The organism is Erysipelothrix sp. HDW6B (genome assembly GCF_011301115.1).
GTDB lineage: Bacteria > Bacillota_I > Bacilli_A > Erysipelotrichales > Erysipelotrichaceae > Erysipelothrix > Erysipelothrix anatis.
On record NZ_CP049860.1, the window covers coordinates 855,753 to 871,747 of the forward strand.

Here is a 15,995-nt window from a genome sequence, read left to right on the forward strand (position 1 = left end):
CACCTTCCATAAGTTCTTATACGTCATCAATTATATCGCATTCATTGACCACAAACAATGCTCAGAAGGGAAACAATGCAAGACACCTTTATACCACTACAAATGTCCGGATTTTAAATGTCATGTTCAATTATCTCTTGGAGTATAAATGACTGATTGACATATAAATATTTGAAAATCGCACAGTTGGGAATTCGATTTTGACGGCGCACGGAGCTATAGGATTCCCAACGTTTATAGAATTGTGCAATCGCAGCACCGTGCGAAACGATAAGAATCTGATTTCCTTTTGAGTTAGTCACGCATTGTGCTATCTCAAGACTAATACGATCTTGAAAGTCGGCTTCACCCTCGCCATCAAATTGCACAAAAAAATCTTGGTAGGGGAGCGGCGGATTGAGATGTTCTCCTTCGCCCTCTAGACGTCCAAAATTCCACTCACGTAGGTTTTTTGACTGTGTATATGCGATGTCAGTTAAAATTTTGAGCGTATCAACTGCCCGCTCCGAAGTAGAACAATAAGCATCGTCAAAAACAATGTTTAGCGAATCAATATGTTTACGAGCAGCTTGTGCCTGTTGAATGCCGAGCGCAGTAAGTGGTGAATCGCAGAATCCTTGTATCTTCTTTTGGAGGTTGAAGAGTGTTTGACCGTGGCGAACTAGATAAATCGTTTTTGTATCATTGTATTTCAAATTTGTCATAGAGACCTCCTTGATGATTTTAATGAATCATCTATAATAGAAGCATAAACTAAGGGAGCTACTCCCGGTCAAGGAAGGATTGTACAATGACAAAATTAATGACAATGCGTGACGTGTGTATTGCGACGGGAATTAGTTATGATACACTAAAATACTATTGTAATGAAAACCTTGTGCCCTTTCATAAACGTGATCACAACAACCACCGAATTTTCGATGCACGTGATCTCGCTTGTGTTGAAGGCCTTGTCTGTTTAAGACGATGTGGTATGTCGGTGAAGGATATGAAGCAATATATTCAATTAGGTCTTGAAGGTGTGGGCTCAATTTCAGAACGTAAAGCGATGCTTAAAAAAACATATGAACAGTTACAGAACCAACAAAAAGAAATTGAAGCGTCACTACAATTTCTTGAAAAGAAACAAAACTACTATACGGACGTCCAAAATGGCGTGGTTCCATACGTCAGTAATTTAGTAGCGGAAAAAACAAGCTAACTTTTAAAATAAGAACTTTGAAAAATTGCTAATCACAAAAGACTGTGCTAAAATATAAAAAAATCAATGAGCATAAGGAGTACCGTGTAAAAACGTTTAGAGAGTTGTCGTCTGGTGAAAGACAATCGTTGGAAACGGGAAAGTCGTATGTGAGATGAGATACTGAACTTAAGTAGGTAAATCCGTTGGTGGCGTTAACACATTGAGGCTTGTTGAAAACAAGTAAATTAAGGTGGTACCACGACTAACACATCGTCCTTTGGATGATGTTTTTTTGTGTTTAGAAAAGGAGTAAATGATGAACAAGTTAAGAATTCCAACACTCGAAACGAACCGACTAATATTAAGAGCTGTAACTATGGATGATGCATTAGATATGTTTGCTTATACTTCAAATCCTGAGGTCACACGCTACCTGTCATTTCCGACACATACATCTGTCGAGGATGCACAATGGGCGATTGCAAACATCTTTATGAAACGTCCCGATAACGGATCTCCTGAAGCATTCGCAATTGTTGATAAAACGACACATCAAATGATTGGAACCTGTGACTTTTGGCGAGTTGATGGTGACAATACGTATGAAATGGGATATGTCCTTAATCAAGCGTATTGGGGTCAAGGACTCATGACAGAAGCATGCCGTGCAGTCTTAAAGTTTGCGTTTGAAGATTTCGGTGTTCGACGGATGGAAATTCGTCATAACGCTGAGAATATCGGATCTCGAAATATTATCAAAAAACAAGGATTTACTTATGAAGGCGTCCGTAGACGATTGGTTAAGATTGATGAACACTACAGTGATATCGTCTACTATGCGATGCTTGATGAAGAGTTCAAATAAAACAGAAAAGAAAGAAGAGGATGTAAGATGCGTAAAGAGCTTGCACAAAAATACAATCACTTAGATATTGAAAAAGATAAATACCAAGAATGGGTAGACAAAGGATATTTTACTGCTGGAGATATCAGTAAAAAGCCATATTCCCTTGTAATTCCGCCTCCAAATGTTACTGGGAAACTACACTTAGGTCATGCATGGGATAATACCTTGCAAGACATTGCAATTCGTTATCAACGACTCTTAGGTAAAGATGCCTTGTATCTTCCGGGGATGGATCATGCTGGAATCGCCACTCAAGCAAAAGTTGACGAACGTCTGCGTGAGCAAGGAATTTCGCGATATGATTTAGGCCGTGAAGGGTTCCTCAATAAATCATGGGAATGGAAAGAAGAATATGCTTCACACATTCGTGCTCAATGGGAAAAACTAGGAATTTCGGTTGATTATTCGCGCGAACGTTTTACCCTAGATGAAGGCTTGAACAAAGCGGTTAATAAAGTCTTTGTTGATCTTTATAACGATGGTTTGATTTATCGTGGATACCGCATCATCAACTGGGACGTTCAAGCCCAAACGGCGCTTTCAAATATTGAAGTAGAGCACAAAGAAATTGAAGGGAATTTCTATACTTTTGAATATACGGTTGAAGAAACAGGCGATAAACTTGCGGTTTCAACAACACGTCCTGAAACAATGTTCGGAGATGTTTGTATCGTTGTACATCCAGATGATGTCCGTTATCAGCATCTAATTGGGAAACATGCGATAAATCCTGCAAATGGTGATGTCTTACCAATTATTGCGGATGACTATATCGATATTGAATTTGGTACAGGTGTTATGAAATGTACTCCAGCACATGATCCTAACGATTATGAAATTGGAAAACGCCATCATTTAGAAATGCCAATTTGTATGAATCCAGATGGTACCATGAATGAACTTGCACATCAATTTGCAGGACTAGACCGTTTTGAAGCACGAAAACAGTTAGTAGCTTACATTAAGGAAAATGGGAAGTTAATCAGTATTGAAAAACACATACATTCGGTCGGCCACTCGGAACGTACAGGTGTTATTGTAGAGCCGTATTTATCCGATCAATGGTTTGTTAAAATGCAACCACTTGCGCAAGAAGTTTTGAAGTTCCAGGAAACAGATCCAATTAAATTTTACCCAGAACGCTTCAGCCATACCTTCAACCAATGGCTTGAAAATATTGAAGACTGGACAATTTCACGTCAGTTATGGTGGGGGCATCGTATTCCTGCTTGGTTCCATAACGAAACCCAAGAAGTCTATGTAGGAGAAACAGCCCCTAAAGACAGCGAAAATTGGACACAAGATCCTGACGTATTAGATACCTGGTTCTCATCAGCACTATGGCCTTTCTCAACACTTGGATGGCCAGAACAAACACCAGATCTTGAACGATACTACCCAACTGACTTATTAGTCACAGGTTATGATATCATCTTCTTCTGGGTTGCGAGAATGGCATTCCAAGGGCGCTACTTTACAGGAACCAAACCATTTAAAGACGTCCTAATGCATGGATTAATCCGAGATGAACACGGTCGTAAAATGAGTAAATCATTAGGAAACGGTGTTGATCCAATGGATGTTATCGAAGAATTTGGTGTAGATGCGCTACGTTACTTCCTAACGACAAACTCGACACCAGGGCAAGACATGCGTTATGTCCCAGAGAAAGTTGAAGCTTCATGGAATTTTATCAACAAAATTTGGAATGCTTCACGCTTCGTCAACATGCATACCAGCGATCAAGTATATGATATAGAAAAAGCAACACTATCAATGGTTGATCGTCACATTATTCATCAATTTAACCGAACACTCGATGAAGTTAATCGTAATATGGACAAATACGAATATGCCCTTGTAGGAAATACTTTACAACGTTTTGTATGGGATGATTTCTGCAGTTGGTATATCGAACTTAGCAAATCAGGACTTCAAAGTGAGGATGAAACAGTTGTCTATGCAACAAAAGCAACACTTGCTTATATGTTGAAGAATATTGTGAAAGTCCTTCATCCTTTTATGCCATTTGTAACCGAAGAGATTTACCAATCGATGCCTGGCAGCTTGGAATCAATCAATCTCGAGACATGGCCTTCAATGATGCAAATTGACACAGATGGATTAGAACAAGTCACATTCATGATAGATGCGATCTCAGCAATTCGTGAACTCCGTGTTCAATACGATGTTAAGCCTTCAAAACCACTCACGGCACAACTATTGAACAACAAAGATAAGGACTACGAATTTGATGCTGTCTTAAAAGCGATGTTTGAGAGTATGGCACGTGTTGCCATCGGAACGATTACCGAGAATCCCGTTAAACAACCAATTCAAGGTGGATCAATTATTTTATTACAAGATGAATTAGTAGATCAGGAAGCATTGTTAGTAAAACTAAATGCTGAGAAAGAACGACTTGAAGCGGAGATTTCACGTGGTGAAAAAATGCTTGCAAACCAGAACTTTATTGCCAAAGCACCTGCTGCAAAAGTTGAAGCCGAACAAGCAAAACTTGATGAATATCGACGTCAACTTGATGTGGTCTTAGGACAGTTAAACTAATGGAAGCAATCATTAACACCTTAGTAAAAGGTATTTCTACAATGTTTCGATTTGATATCGAAAAAGACCCACGTGGTGCTCGTAAAAAGAGCCTTATCATCATTCTTATCTTTATTATCCTGCTGTATGTAGGGGTTATTGGATCATTAATAAATTAAGAAAAGAACCGCATAAGTGCGGTTCTTTTTTTTATGTAAAAGGAGTGCATTCGCACTCCTTTTAATTAGATGATATCTTTAAACCAAATGCGTTTCATAACTGAAGTAGCGATGATATACATGAGTACGATTCCACCAACCCACAAGAGGTGTGTTGATGAAAGTACTTGGAGCTCAATTGTTGATGCTAATGGTGTGGTCACAAAGAGCAAGGTAATAGCAATCGCTAAGAATGATACAAACACAAGCACTCCCGAAGGTAGATTTGATAGCGAGAATGGACGTTTTGTACGAATTACAAAAATAATTAAAGATTGGGAGATGATTCCAAACGCAAACCAGAATGTTTGGAATAATGTAGCATGCTCAGGTGTTCTAACATCAAACACAGCATACAGGACGACAAAGCACGCGATATCAAAAATTGAACTGAGTGGCCCAAAGAGTTTCATGAACTTCACAAGCGATTTTGATTCGAGTTTACGAGGTTTTTCGAGTTCCTTTTCAGTAACATTATCGAATGGAATTCCTGTTTGTGCTAAATCACTTAAGAGGTTTTGAACAAGAATATGAACTGGTAATAGTGGTAGGAATGGCACAAAGAGACTTGCGACCAAGACAGAAATCATATTCCCCACGTTACCACTGACTGCCATTTCCAAATACTTGATCATGTTTACAATTGTTTTACGTCCTTCAAGAATTCCTTCTTCAAGTACGGTTAAATCTTTCTTCAATAAAATAATATCAGCAGATTCTTTAGCGATATCAACGGCACTGTCAACCGAAATACCGACGTTTGCTTGTTTCAATGCGAGGGCATCGTTGATACCATCACCCAAGAAACCAACTGTATGGCCTTTATCTTGGAATGCCTTAACGATTCGTTGTTTTTGATCTGGAGAAATCTTTGCAAAGAGGTGACAGTGATCAACTGCATCACGTAATTCCTCATCACTCATGGCTTCTACTTCATCACCCATATAGGTAATCTCAGTATCAATTCCAACTTTGCTACTTACTTTTTTAGCAACACCCAAACTATCACCTGTAATAACAACAACTTTTACACCATGTCGGTTAAGGCTTTCGATTGTAGGTTTCGCACTTTCTTTAGGTGGGTCAAGGAAACCAATAAACCCAATTAATACGAGATCACTTTCATCTTCGACGCCGAATTCGTGCTCTGTAGGAACATTGTTCTTCTGCGCGACAGCAATCATGCGTAATCCATCATGATTGTGTTGGGAATAGACTTCCATAGCTTCTTTACGAATTTCGTCGTTGAGTTCAAATACTTCGCCATTACGGTCAATGTATCGACATAATTTAACAATTTCTTCAACGGCACCTTTCGTAATAAGTTGTCGTTTGTCATTACCATCTTCCAAGATGACACTCATTCGACGGCGAGAGAAATCAAATGGGATTTCGTCAACGACTGAATAGTAATTTACAAGGTCATCCATGTTATATGATTCTGCACGGTTAATAATGGCGAGATCAATTAGATTTTTAAGACCACTTTGGAAATATGAGTTTAAGAATGCATGACGAAGGACACGCATGTCATCTTCTCCATTAACGTCCATATAACGTTCAAGAACAATATTATCTTGTGTTAAAGTTCCAGTCTTATCTGTACAAAGGATATCCATTTCTCCAAAGGAAGAAATAGAACTTTGGGATTTTACAATTGTTTGATGCTTTGCCATGTTGATAGAACCACGTGCAAGACTTGTGGTTAACACAACCGGAAGCATTTCTGGTGTAAGACCTACCGCAACTGTGAGCGCAAACAAGAAGGCCTCGACAATATCATGCTTCAAAACGCCATTAATGATAAAAATGATGGGTAGCATAATTAACATTAATCGCATTAAAAGCGAACTAATTGTCGAAATACTACTTTCAAAACTATTGATTTGCTTTGTTTCTTTTAAACTTGTATTCATACGGCCAAGATATGTATCATCACCGGTCCGAATGACCATTGCCCGTGCACTACCTGAGACTACGTTGGTTCCCATGAGACACAAGTTCGAATAATCAGACTCTGTGATCATTTGCTCTTCATCGAATTTAACAAATTTTTCGATAGGCTGTGATTCCCCGGTTAAGGTTGCTTGAGAAATAAATAAATCTTTTGCAGATAAGACGCGCATATCAGCTGGGATAATATCACCTGCAGATAGTCGGACAATATCACCCAAAACTAAATCATCAATTGGGATTTCAGTAAAGACACCATCACGAAGTGCAGCGGTGGTATTCGAAACCATGTTGAGTAATTTCTCACTAGCGGCACTGGAACGTTCTTCTTGAACAAATGAAATCAGTGTTGAAATCATGACAATGACAGTCAAGATTGTGATGGTGAGATAATCTGGTGTTTCCCCAGTCAGGAAAAATACCGGAACAATCACATCAGTAATTAATGTAATTGCAATTACGACCATTAAAACTAGGTTAAATGGATTAATCAATACGTTTACAAAACCAATAATTGGATGCTTTTTCGTCCCCTGTGAAATCGCATTTGGACCAAGCTCTTCAAGTTTTTGCTCTGCTTGGTCGAGAGTATACCCTGTTGGTGACGCTCCCAAATTATCATAGAGTTCCTCTTGGGAACTTTGGAGCAAGTCTAGAATATTTTTATTTTTTGATGTCATTCAATAAGCCCTCCTTCATCAGAAAAAGCGCACTAAAATAGATAATAACCCGAGGGAGGCCCCAAGGGATCATCGTCTAAAGAACAAGTGCTACATATACTAGAACTACAACTTTGACCTTCCATGTTGCCACCTCACTTTCATGTAAACTATAACAAAATTAAGGATTATTAGCAATAAAACGACGGATTGTGAACACAGTCTTCACAGAAAAATAACACAATATGATATACTTTTAGAGTACTAGGGGGTGCATAATGAAAAAGACACTATTATTTGATTTAGATGGAACTGTATTACCTTTAGATAACAAAGACTTTGAACATCTCTATATTGGAACGTTAACAAACTTTGCGAAGGATACTATCGAACCTGAAAAATTAGCGAAAAGCCTGTGGGCAGCAACCGCAGCAATGATTCAAAATACCGATTCAAATCGAACCAATGAAACAACTTTTTGGGAAGCTTTTGAAGCATTGATTGGCGCGTCAGCAACCGCATATATTAAGGAAACAATGGATCAGTACTACAACGGTCCGTTTTCAGAAATTCAAAAAGCAACAAAACCAAGCCAGGCAATGATTGAAGCAATCCATTATGCCAAACAAAAAGGATATACCGTTATTTTAGCGACAAATCCTTTATTCCCTAAGATAGCTACTGATAAACGTATCGAATGGGCAGGATTTAAACCTGAAGACTTTGATTATATTACACGATTCGAATCGAATCATTTCTGTAAGCCTAATCCAATGTATTATCAAGAAATTATGAGTGTTTGTGGCTTAGAACCCAAAAACTGCATCATGATTGGAAATGATGTACAAGAAGATATGATGGCTGCAAAACTCGGTATGGAAACATGGTTGATTACGGATGACTTAATTAACCGTCATCCGGATGTTCTTGATGATCATGTGACGTGGCGAGGAAACCGAGAAGAACTACTCATAAAAATTAAGGAGGATTTAGTATGATTGTAGGTTGTGTACGAGAAATAAAAGAATCCGAGAACCGAGTGGGATTAATGCCGACCCATGCATTTGAATATGTGAATGCAGGGCACACTGTAATTGTGGAATCTGGCTTGGGTGTTGCAAGTGGTTTTACAGATGAACTATACAGCGAAGCTGGAGCTACAGTTGTCGATAGCGCTGAAGCGGTATGGGCACAAGTAGATATGATGATAAAAGTCAAAGAACCGCTTGAAAGTGAATATCCATTGATGCGTGCCGGACAAATACTGTTCACATACCTTCATTTGGCAGATAATGCGCCACTGACACAGGCCCTCGTAGACCGAAAAGTGACAGCGTTTGCTTATGAAACAGTTACCGATCCGCAAGGTCGTTTGCCGTTATTACGTCCTATGTCAGAAGTTGCAGGACGACTCTCAATTCAACAAGGAGCAAAATACCTTGAAGGTCACTACGGTGGTAAAGGAATTCTGCTATCGGGTGTTCCTGGAGTTCATGGCGGTCATGTGGTAATCATTGGGGCAGGTGTCGTCGGGATGAGTGCATGTAAAACTGCACTTGGAACCGGAGCATCTGTAAGCATTTTGGATACAAATCTTGATCGCCTTGCATACATAGAGGATGTCTTTAATGGCCGTGTCAACACGATTTTTAGTGATGAACATAATATTCAAGAAGAATTGAAACGTGCAGACATTGTAATTGGAAGTGTATTGATTCCTGGTGATAAGGCACCCAAACTTGTGCGCCGTGAACATCTAGAACTGATGGAAAAAGGAACAGTTCTTGTGGATGTTGCAATCGATCAAGGGGGATGTTTTGAAACTAGCAAACCGACAACACACCAAAATCCAATTTTTATTGACTCGGGAATTGTGCACTACTGTGTTACGAACATGCCGGGTGCTGTGCCACAAACATCCACTCATGCATTGGGGAATGCGACAATTCGATATGGTCTAGAAATTGCCAATCGTGGCGCTTTGGAAGCAATCCAAAGTAATGAAGGTCTATTTAATGGTCTTAATGCCTACGATGGTCACATTACAAATGCTGCAGTTGCACGTTCACAAAATTTTGAATATAACAACATGAAAAATACGTTAAAAGGATGAACTCTTTAAGCATTTTTGGTACAATAGATTAAAGGAGGTGGCCGTCATACCTAATGTAATAACACACGGATTGATGGCACTCGACGTTTACAACAAACTAGAGGTGTCAGAAGTCCAAGAGGCAATCGCAAAACATCCTAAAGCTTACTTGCTTGGGAGTAACGGACCTGACCTTCTTTTTTACTACAAAGCCTTGCCTTGGCAAGATCAAGCTTTAAATAAAAAAGTTGGTGGGTATGGAAACTTGGTTCATGTTGAACATATAAATGACTTCTATCGTGAAGCTGTATCATTTGTTCGTCAAGTCCAAGATCCAGAACGACGTGCAATTCTTATTGCATATCTTTCGGGACATTTTATGCATTGGTCACTGGATACGTTAGCACATCCATTTGTGTTTTATCGCAGTGGCGAAATTGCAAATGAAACGAAGTACTGGCATTTCCGTTACGAGTCAATGATTGACGCCCTCATGGTATCTTACGTAAAACGAAGAGACATGAAAAAATTGAAAGCGACACGATTTGTGGATGTTGATGCGACGGAGCGTCGTGTTATCGCATCATTTTACCAAATGTTATTGGCAAATGTGTTTGATATTCAAACGAGTCCACAAGTCATAGAAGAATCAATTGTGACTTTCAAGACGGCACTTGGATTTTTATATGATCCAAGTAACATCAAGACGCCTGTAATCCGGGCATATGAAAACAAGTTCTTGGAACCCTGGGCACTTACGAGCCATGTGGTGAATGGAGAACTGGATTCAGAACATGATGTGCTTAATTTAAAACACGATGTTTGGTCAAATCCAACGGATATAAACGATACATCGCGACTAAGCTTCGTCGACTTGTACGATTACTCAATTAAACTAGGTGTAATCCTTGTTGATCGTCTAAACGAAGCACTTGCAGATCCTAGTGTGACATTTGATGACATACTCAGAGATTGCCAATATGATACGGGGAGACCTGTAGGTAAAGAAATGAAGTATTACAATAGTATTTATTAAATCTATAACACTATAATAGGGAGGGTTTTATTATGTTAATCAGTATTCATGGAAAAAACGTCGACATTACAGAGGCGATGTACACAGCAGTAGAGGAAAAATTGGAATTCTTACACAAGTATTTCGAAATTGACGATACATGGCGTGCAAACGTTGTTGTTAATACATACCCAACAGGCGTTAAAGTTGAAGTAACTATTACTTCAAAAATCGGACCATTACGTGCAGAAGTAATGACCGAAGATTTCTATGCTGCTCTTGATAAAGTAGTCCATAAATTAGAAGATCAAATTCGTCGTCATAAGACACGTATTTCTAAGAAAAACCGTGAAGGCTTATCACAAGCATTCATTTCAATGATCGAAGATCAAGAAGCAGAAACAAAACAAAACGAAGAAGCAGAATTAGTAAGAACCAAAACAATTGCTGCAGAAAAAATGGACCTAAGCGATGCAATCTTAAACATGGAAATGCTTGGTCATACATTCTTCATTTATACTGATGATGAAACCAATGAAGTAGCTGTTGTTTACAAGCGTTTAGATGGTGACTATGGTCTACTTGAGGTAGAATAACAAAATTTATTTTAAGTTCAGTAGAAAAAATGCTATAATTACACAAATGGAGGTTTGGATATGAGCTTTAAAGACAAACTAAAAAACATTCTAACGCCAGTAGAAGATGACGAATACCTGGAATTTTCAGATGATGAGGTAGAAACATTGAGCGATTATGAAGCACCACGCGCAAGCGATGGAACAAAATTACCAAGTGATACAAAGATGGTTCTATTCGAACCAAGATCCTTTGAGGAGTCTGAAGAAGTAGCACGTTACTTAAAAGAAAAACGAGCTGCTGTTGTTAACTTACATCGTTTACAACGTGATTACGCACAGCGTACAATTGACTTTTTAACAGGTGTCGTCTTTGCACTTGATGGATCAATTCAAAAAATAGGTCATAATGTAATTCTATGTACTCCTAAAACAATTGGTGTACAAGGTGAAATCAGTATGAACCTTGAAGAATTCGATTCTTAGACACTATGTCAAACAATCATGCATTTCGCATTATGAAACAGGGATACGATCGCTTTGAAGTAGATCAGACAATCTCGGAACTAGAACGTGAACGCGTTTTGTTGCAAAAACAAACACAAATCTATAAGAAACAGATTGATACACTCCAAGAACAACGTGACCTCATAAAAAAGAGGTATCAGCAACTTGTTGGCGAAATCACTGTTCGTGAACGAGCATCAGAAGAAATGTCACGCCTTGCCCTTCGTGAAGCAAACGACATTATTGAAAATGCTCATTCAAATGCAGATATGATTGTTCGTGAAGCAATGTCAACATCGCGTCAAGTGCTGGTTGAGATTGCTCGAATTTCAAATGAATCGAACTTGCTTCGTGATGAATTGAAAGATAAAATTAAAAATCTAGAAGAAGCGATTGAAGGACTTGAACTTCCTGAAGCGCCTTATTCATTAATAATTGGCGATGACCAAGACAATAATCAATAAGCATCCCTTGCAGAGACTTCGTGGTTGGTGAGAACGAAGAGGGCCTTATGGGTTTATCACTTGTGAGCTTGTTTCTGAACACTCTATGAATAAAGTAAGAAACACGTCGGCGGCGTTACCGCATTTGAGTGCACAATTTTTTAATTGTGAATTAAGGTGGTACCGCGTCGAAGACGTCCTTATCTAAGGACGTCTTTTTTTGTATATAGGAGGAAATTATGGAATACAAAGATACACTACTGTTACCGAAAACAGAATTTGAGATGAGAGGGAATCTCAGCAAAAAAGAACCACTCATTCAAGCGAAATGGGATGAAGAAAATCTCTATGAAGCAATGCAAACAACCAGAGAAGCAGAAGGTGCGCCACTCTTTGTATTACATGATGGTCCTCCTTATGCGAATGGAAACATTCATATTGGTCATGCATTAAATAGCATTCAAAAAGACTTCATTGTCCGTACAAAATTCATGGCAGGATTTAAGACACCGTTTAGACCAGGTTGGGATACGCATGGATTGCCAATTGAAAATGCGATTCAAAAGCTAGGTGTTGATCGTAAATCAATGCCATTACACGAGTTTAGAGCTCTTTGCGAGAAATATGCACGCGAACAAGTTGCAATTCAAATGAAAGATTTCAAATCTCTTGGGAAAATTGGAGATTACAAGAATCCATACATTACACTCAATAAAGACTATGAAGCACAACAAATTCGTGTCTTTGCTCAAATGGCGCTAAAAGGTATGATCTACAAAGGATTAAAACCTGTTTATTGGTCACCATCCAGTGAGACTGCACTAGCTGAGGCTGAAATCGAATATCAAGATCGACGTGATCCAGCTATCTATATTGCGTTTGATGTGGTTGATGGTAAGGGCGTCGTAGAACAAAATGATAAATTGGTCATTTGGACTACAACACCATGGACTATTCCAGCAAACCTTGCAATTTCAGTTAATCCAGTGATGACTTATGCACGTGTGAAAACTGATAAAGGGGTTCTCGTGATGATGGAATCGCGCATTGAATCCGTAATGAAAGAATTAGAAATTGAAAACTATGAGATTTTGACAACATTCTTGGGGTCAGACATTGAATATGTTACATACAAACACCCACTTTATGACCGTATTTCCCCTGTATTAAATGGTGATCACGTAACTGATGAAGCGGGAACAGGTTGTGTTCATACAGCGCCAGACCACGGGGTAGAAGACTTTGATGTCGCTGCAAAGTATGATATTAAACCGTTTGGACCTGTCGATGCTCAAGGTCACCTTAATGAAAAAACAGGTGAGTTTGCGGGTATGTTCTTTGAGAAAGCAAATAAAGCCGTAACGCTTCGTTTGGAAGAAGAAGGTGCACTTTTAAAAATGGGTTGGATTACTCACAGTTATGCACACGACTGGAGAACGAAGCTTCCAATTATTTACCGTGCAACAACGCAATGGTTTGCATCGATTGATGGCATTCGTCAACAAATTCTTGATGAAATTGCGAATGTTGAGTGGTATCCAAAATGGGGTGAAAAACGTATGCATAATATGATTGCAGATCGTGGCGACTGGACAATATCACGTCAACGTGCGTGGGGTGTTCCAATTCCAATCTTCTACGCAGAAGATGAGACACCAATCATCGATGCAGAAGTCTTTGAACATGTTGCAACGTTATTTGAAGAACATGGTTCAAATATTTGGTTTGAGAAAGAGGCTGCAGAACTGTTGCCTGTTGGTTATACACATCCAAATTCTCCAAATGGAACCTTTACAAAAGAAAAAGATATCATGGATGTTTGGTTTGACTCAGGGTCATCGCATACAGCTGCATTAAATCACAACGAAACACCACTTCCGGTTGATGCATATGCTGAAGGAGCTGACCAATTCCGTGGGTGGTTTAACTCATCACTCATTATTTCTGTCGCGTTGTACGGAATTGCACCTTACAAGGCTGTAATTACGCACGGTTTTATCAAACTGGATTCCGGTGAGAAAATGAGTAAGTCTAAATCGAATGGACTTAGCCCAAATGAAATCACATCCGAAATGGGTGCGGATATTTTACGACTTTGGGTGGGTAGTGTTGATTACCACTCAGACATTACAATGTCAAAAGACCTTTTAAAACAAGTGAGCGAGTCTTACCGCAAGATTCGAAACACATTCCGATTCATGCACGGTAACTTGAACAATTTCAACATTGACACTGACGGTATTGCAATTGAAGATTTATCCTTAATGAACCGTTATGTCTTGAACGAAGCGATTCGTGTAAATAACGAAGGTCGTAAAGCATACGAAGGTTATGATTATCAAAAAGTAACGACAGCAGTTCTTAACTCATTAATTAATACGATGTCGTCATACTATTTAGACTATACAAAGGATATTCTTTACATTGAGAAAGAAGATGATCGAGCACGACGTGAAATTCAAACTGTCATTTATCATACACTCGATACATACTTAAAACTCCTTGCACCAATCTTGCCGCATACAACAGAAGAAATGTATCAAATCTTTAAACCAGAGCAAGGAAGTATTCATCTCACAAAATTTGTCGATATTCAAGATGAGATTATTTCTGAACAAGAAAAAGCAGACATGCAAGATCTCTTTAAGGTTCGCGAAACAGTATTTAAAGCACTTGAAGTCAAACGTGCGGATAAAGAAATTGGAAAATCATTAGAAGCAGCAGTTACAATCTCAATGAATAGCGCGACAATAGAACGTGTCGAGTCTATTCTTGGAAAACATCTAGCACAATGGTTTATTGTGTCACATGTAACACTTGAAGCTATCGAAGGCGAAGCAATTGACGTAGCGGTTACGAAATACGATGGTCATACTTGCCAACGTTGCTGGAATGTTGTAAGTTCAATTAACGATGCAGGATTGTGTGAGCGTTGTGATCACGTCCTTCATAGTTAATTATGAAAATTACATCCGTCAACAACGAAACCATCAAGTCGCTCTTAAAATTATCAAAGAAAAAATATCGTGATGCTAATGGCAAACTTCTTGTCGAAGGAGAACACCTACTTCAAGAAGTGAAGGCATCTGGACTTAACCACACAACTTATGGTATCGGATCAGAATTTGATGTTGAAATTACCGATGCCATTGCACACAAACTATCGACGACTCAATCAGGATCGACACTCTTTACTGTAGTTGATAAACCGCAGCATGGATGGCCCCAAAATGGGAAACGATTCATATTATGTGATGGAGTTCAAGACCCCGGAAACCTTGGCACGATAATACGCACCGCACACAGTTTTGGATTTGATGCAGTCATCGTTTCGCACGATAGTGTGGATGAATTCAATGATAAGGTTGTACGATCAACCCAAGGGTCGATATTCCATATGCCAGTTATAAGAATGTCACTCGAAGACGCAATCGCACGTTTGAAAGGTGAATCTGTATCTGTCTATGCAACATACTTGGGAGATAATACAGTGCCATTGTCAGCAGTTACCGATAATGCAATTGCTTTTGTGGTTGGATCCGAAGGGCAAGGTGTCAGTGATGCAGTTCTCGAGCAATGTGATGGCACTACAAAAATAGAAACCAGTAATTTTGAATCATTAAATGTTGCAATTGCGACAGCAATTATTTGTTATACATTTAGGCAATAAACTAAAACGTTACATTTTGTAGCGTTTTTTTAATCCTTTTATTCCGTAGATACTGATAAAATGGCGAAAGATATCAAGACGTCCACATTCTTAAAATAAGGAGTTGAACGAAGCTTAATAGGCAAAAATGAGCATAAACAATCTTGTGTAAAACATACGCAATTTTGGTGTTTTGGTTTCGAAGCTAAAATCGTTAGGTAAGTAACGTAATGCCTAAAAAGCCATT

The 15,995-nt window shown here is 38.9% G+C and carries 14 protein-coding genes and 2 other annotated features; of the genes, 12 read left to right on the top strand and 2 right to left on the bottom strand.

Features of this window, described 5'->3' with window-relative positions; translation table 11 throughout:
* Positions 1–113: 113 nt before the first annotated feature.
* The gene (locus G7061_RS04390) at positions 114–704 is read right to left on the bottom strand and encodes a histidine phosphatase family protein (RefSeq protein WP_166083079.1); all 591 of its coding nucleotides are present in this window, start codon (positions 702–704) and stop codon (positions 114–116) included.
* Between the two features lie 86 nt (positions 705–790).
* Here G7061_RS04390 and G7061_RS04395 point away from each other — a divergent pair, with 86 nt between their 5' ends.
* From G7061_RS04395 to G7061_RS04410, 4 genes are all read left to right on the top strand, one after another.
* Entirely contained in the window at positions 791–1,201 is a 411-nt protein-coding gene (locus G7061_RS04395) for a MerR family transcriptional regulator (RefSeq protein ID WP_166119273.1), read from the top strand.
* A gap of 57 nt (positions 1,202–1,258) precedes the next feature.
* Positions 1,259–1,464, top strand: a binding site (T-box leader).
* Positions 1,465–1,499: 35 nt separating this feature from the next.
* A complete protein-coding gene (locus G7061_RS04400; RefSeq protein ID WP_159640986.1) occupies positions 1,500–2,048 on the top strand; it encodes a GNAT family N-acetyltransferase in 549 nt (182 codons plus the stop codon).
* A 27-nt stretch (positions 2,049–2,075) separates the two neighbouring features.
* Positions 2,076–4,658 carry a valine--tRNA ligase gene (locus tag G7061_RS04405; RefSeq protein WP_159640983.1) on the top strand — a complete coding sequence of 861 codons (2,583 nt, stop codon included), beginning with the start codon at positions 2,076–2,078 and terminating at the stop codon, positions 4,656–4,658.
* Entirely contained in the window at positions 4,658–4,816 is a 159-nt protein-coding gene (locus G7061_RS04410; RefSeq protein ID WP_159640980.1) for a hypothetical protein, read from the top strand. The genes G7061_RS04405 and G7061_RS04410 overlap by 1 nt, the downstream gene beginning before the upstream one ends.
* 65 nt (positions 4,817–4,881) lie before the next feature.
* Here G7061_RS04410 and mgtA read toward each other — a convergent pair whose 3' ends face one another.
* Complete coding sequence (gene mgtA, locus G7061_RS04415; protein WP_159640977.1) at positions 4,882–7,488, bottom strand: magnesium-translocating P-type ATPase; 2,607 nt, start codon at positions 7,486–7,488, stop codon at positions 4,882–4,884.
* A gap of 257 nt (positions 7,489–7,745) precedes the next feature.
* On the opposite strand from mgtA, the gene G7061_RS04420 reads away from it, so the two are divergent.
* From G7061_RS04420 to G7061_RS04455, 8 genes are all read left to right on the top strand, one after another.
* Positions 7,746–8,465: an HAD family hydrolase gene (locus G7061_RS04420; RefSeq protein ID WP_166119278.1), complete on the top strand. Its 720-nt coding sequence runs from the start codon at positions 7,746–7,748 to the stop codon at positions 8,463–8,465.
* Entirely contained in the window at positions 8,462–9,580 is a 1,119-nt protein-coding gene (ald, locus tag G7061_RS04425; RefSeq protein ID WP_166119281.1) for an alanine dehydrogenase, read from the top strand. Before G7061_RS04420 ends, ald begins: the two co-directional genes overlap by 4 nt.
* Before the next feature lie 73 nt (positions 9,581–9,653).
* The gene (locus G7061_RS04430; protein WP_207948930.1) at positions 9,654–10,595 is read left to right on the top strand and encodes a zinc dependent phospholipase C family protein; all 942 of its coding nucleotides are present in this window, start codon (positions 9,654–9,656) and stop codon (positions 10,593–10,595) included.
* A gap of 32 nt (positions 10,596–10,627) precedes the next feature.
* Positions 10,628–11,170 carry a ribosome hibernation-promoting factor, HPF/YfiA family gene (gene hpf, locus G7061_RS04435; protein WP_159638390.1) on the top strand — a complete coding sequence of 181 codons (543 nt, stop codon included), beginning with the start codon at positions 10,628–10,630 and terminating at the stop codon, positions 11,168–11,170.
* Positions 11,171–11,230: 60 nt separating this feature from the next.
* Entirely contained in the window at positions 11,231–11,635 is a 405-nt protein-coding gene (locus G7061_RS04440; RefSeq protein WP_159638392.1) for a cell division protein SepF, read from the top strand.
* Positions 11,636–11,640: 5 nt separating this feature from the next.
* Positions 11,641–12,120: a DivIVA domain-containing protein gene (locus G7061_RS04445; protein ID WP_159638394.1), complete on the top strand. Its 480-nt coding sequence runs from the start codon at positions 11,641–11,643 to the stop codon at positions 12,118–12,120.
* Positions 12,089–12,304, top strand: a binding site (T-box leader). It overlaps the preceding gene by 32 nt.
* Positions 12,305–12,338: 34 nt before the next feature.
* Complete coding sequence (gene ileS / locus G7061_RS04450) at positions 12,339–15,056, top strand: isoleucine--tRNA ligase (RefSeq protein WP_166083076.1); 2,718 nt, start codon at positions 12,339–12,341, stop codon at positions 15,054–15,056.
* 2 nt (positions 15,057–15,058) lie between these two features.
* A complete protein-coding gene (locus G7061_RS04455) occupies positions 15,059–15,769 on the top strand; it encodes an RNA methyltransferase (protein WP_166119287.1) in 711 nt (236 codons plus the stop codon).
* The last annotated feature ends 226 nt before the right edge of the window (positions 15,770–15,995 follow it).